We start from the raw sequence: 3,121 nt of genomic DNA, 5'->3' as shown, positions 1-3,121 counted from the left end.
AGATGGTGTGAAGCCTCGCTTTCGTGATGGTTTTCGTTGACTCAACCTTAGCATATAGGCGCACCCAATGGGTGAAACACCAAAGCAGCGCAGTCCCGTGTGAATCGTGGGATTGCGCTGCTTTTTTGAAATTCTATGAATAATCCAGGTTTATATCTCCACACTTTCACACAGTGGCAAAGCCTGACTCTTGAACAGCAATTGGCAACCACTGGAGGGAGGCAACTAGAATGACCATCGCTGAAATGGCAAGAGCCTGGGGCGTACCTATCGAAGAAATCCGCGCGTTCCTGCACGGTGTCACCATCAGCAAGAAAGATCCTCGCACAGATGCCGACTTAATCCCGTGGGCCGACGTTGCAGCTGCTCGTGACTACTTTTGGCTTAATCGCAAGAACGCCACTCAGGATCTTGACTGAGACGCTGCAATCACGGGGACCCCAGACCGCTAGGTTGCAATAGGAAATGACAATCCATCGACAACAGGAGGGGACTAAAAATGAACAACGTACTGACTGGCCTCAAGTATTTCTTCATTGTTCTATGGGAATTATTCGAGCATATCTGCTGGCTGATTGGCGGTACATTCTACACACCATGGCCGTACATCATCATTGGCGTCCTAGCTGCCGGCTATGGGCTTCTAGCCTGGAAACAAGGGCCTGGAGAAGCCGGCGCCATGTACGGTCGGGGCGCGCTAGCAGCGCTACGCATCGTCGGTGCCCTATCCGCAGTCGCCTGGAGTGTCGCGAAGGTAGCGTTCGGCATCATGATTGCCATTGTTACGCTTGGCGTCGTCGGCGCAACACGCAACTAGTCACTCTACAGGAGGCTGGTAGGATGCAATACCTCAGCTTGACGCAGGCACTTAACATTCGCGATTCTAACGATCTGACCGATGGCGATTGGCACTGGGGAGCGCTAGACTGGACCCATCTCACACTCCTTGAGTCTGAGGGCTCACTGTGGGGCGACTACGGCATCAGGCGCGATCAGGTGGTCCCACATGCGCCGGGCAGACCGCGTTTGAACGTCGCAAACCACATCAGGGCTCTGCTAGACATGCTGTCGCTGGGCCAATTCCCGCAGGCGAATGGTATGCGCGATGATTTCATCGACAACGAGAGCTTGAACCCAGAGATCTTCTACCACGTGTCTAAAATGCGTAGCCTGAAGAACTGGCCGCAAATTGACGCCTTTATGCAGCAGGAGTATTTAGGAGAGTGGAGGCGCTACAAAGATGGCACAGCTTCAATTGACGCCTGAACAACAGGCGCACAAAGATCTAGTAGAGTACAATCACCAAAAAGAAGACGGCTGGTATCTTGTGGGTAACCCGGATCTCAGCCTGAACGGCTTAATGGTACGGTACCACGCTTAAAGCAGCGGTATAAACACAAGATAGGCAGGGGCCAGGAGTGGCCTTTTTTTTATGCAGATTGGCCTTGCATATTGCGAACGTGTGTTCGTATAATGTAATGGAGTCAACAAAGAGGGGGCAAAATTATGGAACGTAACGTCCCACGGGAGCTTTGGCTGTACCCGGATCGAGGCATGAAGAAGTGGCTTGGCTGGATCCTAAGTGACCACAGCGCCTACATGGAATCGCAAGCAATAGATGAAAAGCCAACACCAGAAAAACCTGAGCAGAAGGCGAGCGTAATTGACCAGATACTTCAGACTGCCTGGGAGCAAGGCCAGGTCGTGGCAATTCAGCTCAATGCACTGTACGACGGACAATACCGGAGAGACCTGGAGGGGGCAATTCTTGGCTACGCTGACAGTCAGATCTACCTTCAGCGCAAGGATGGCCTGGTGCTGCCGGTGCAGGTTGAAGACATTCGGCATATCGACGTACTGGACGCGACCGTGTGGTGGCATCAATGAGTACGCCGTTAGACGACCCGCAGCGCCTGCCAATTCATGACATCATGTGCATTGACTGTAAGTCCTTCTACGCCTCTACCGAAGCAATTAGACGCGGGGAGTTTCCGCTGGCCGCCAAGGTGGCGGTGCTCAGCAATGAAGAAAGCAACGGCGGCCTGGTGCTGGCGGCAAGCCCCGATACGAAGCGTGATTACCACGTTAAGCTCGGCACGCGTCGGTTTGAGATCGACGATCAGATGGATATTGAGCTGGTGGAGCCACGCATGGCTGATTACATCAAGCTCAATTACAAGATCAACCGAGTCTACCGTGCCTTCACAGACGATAACCACTGGTACCCTTACTCGGTTGACGAGTCATTCATCGACGTGACCCGCAGCCACGGTCTTTTCGGCAGTAACGAGGAGATCGCGGCTAAGATTCAGGAAGAAGTCTTCCAGAAGTACGGGATCATCACCACGGTTGGTATTGGCCAGAACCCGTTGCAAGCCAAGTTGGCATTAGATAACGATGCCAAGTACCAAGAGCCTTGGCGGGCAAGCTGGACATACGAAGACGTGCCCGAAACCATCTGGCAGATCAATAATCTAACCGATTTCTGGTCGATAGGCGACAAGACCGCCGCTAAGCTGGAGGCCATCGGCATTCATTCCATCTATGACCTGGCTCATGCGGATCGCGGTAAGCTGCACGCCAGGTTTGGCGTCTTAGGTGACGCACTTTTCTTTCACGCCTGGGGCATCGACTATTCAGACCTAACGAAGCGATACCTGCCCCGACCGGAAAATAAGGGTTACGGCAATTCTCAGGTGCTCATGCGCGATTATGTGACGAAGCGTGACATCGAAGTGGTCTTGAGCGAAATTGCAGATCAAGTGGCAACCAGGCTGCGCAAGCACCACGTCCAGGGCGAAGTAGTCAGTGTTGGCATTGGCTACGCGGATGCTGAAGAGCGTGGGTTTGGAGCCCAAATGCACATCGACGCCACCAGCCGCTCAGACGACATCATCAGTGCGGCCCGCCGCTTGTTTGAAAGCAAGTGGAACGGCCAGCCGGTGAGGAACGTCTCAGTCCGTGTCAATCGTGTCAGCAAGGCTGCTGGATTCCAGCTCAACCTCTTTGATCCACCAGAGAAGCAGACGGCTGACCTGGCCCTGGATCAAGTCGTAGACAAGATTCGCAGCAAGTACGGCTACAAGTCACTGGTGCGCGGCTACTCGAAGGAAGCAGGCGG

The 3,121-nt window shown here is 53.6% G+C and carries 6 protein-coding genes; all 6 read left to right on the top strand.

Going from position 1 to position 3,121, the window contains the following annotated elements:
* Positions 1-230: 230 nt before the first annotated feature.
* Complete coding sequence (locus EKM90_RS12645) at positions 231-419, top strand: hypothetical protein (RefSeq protein ID WP_125583160.1); 189 nt, start codon at positions 231-233, stop codon at positions 417-419.
* 80 nt (positions 420-499) lie between these two features.
* On the top strand, positions 500-817 hold the full coding sequence (locus EKM90_RS12640; RefSeq protein WP_125583158.1) for a hypothetical protein: 318 nt from the start codon (positions 500-502) through the stop codon (positions 815-817).
* A 23-nt stretch (positions 818-840) separates the two neighbouring features.
* The gene (locus tag EKM90_RS12635) at positions 841-1,266 is read left to right on the top strand and encodes a hypothetical protein (protein WP_125583156.1); all 426 of its coding nucleotides are present in this window, start codon (positions 841-843) and stop codon (positions 1,264-1,266) included.
* Positions 1,241-1,381, top strand: a complete 141-nt coding sequence (locus EKM90_RS12980) for a hypothetical protein (protein WP_164508002.1) — start codon at positions 1,241-1,243, stop codon at positions 1,379-1,381. The genes EKM90_RS12635 and EKM90_RS12980 overlap by 26 nt, the downstream gene beginning before the upstream one ends.
* A 125-nt stretch (positions 1,382-1,506) precedes the next feature.
* Positions 1,507-1,887 carry an LSm family protein gene (locus tag EKM90_RS12630; protein ID WP_125583154.1) on the top strand — a complete coding sequence of 127 codons (381 nt, stop codon included), beginning with the start codon at positions 1,507-1,509 and terminating at the stop codon, positions 1,885-1,887.
* Positions 1,884-3,121 (top strand): Y-family DNA polymerase (locus EKM90_RS12625; RefSeq protein ID WP_164508001.1); only part of this gene is annotated, 1,238 nt, incomplete at its 3' end. The genes EKM90_RS12630 and EKM90_RS12625, both read left to right, overlap by 4 nt.

This window comes from Lacticaseibacillus suibinensis, from assembly GCF_003946175.1.
Taxonomy (GTDB): Bacteria; Bacillota; Bacilli; order Lactobacillales; family Lactobacillaceae; genus Lacticaseibacillus; species Lacticaseibacillus suibinensis.
The sequence above is the reverse complement of the archived record's forward strand: the minus strand, read 5'-3'. Positions and strand labels throughout refer to the sequence as shown.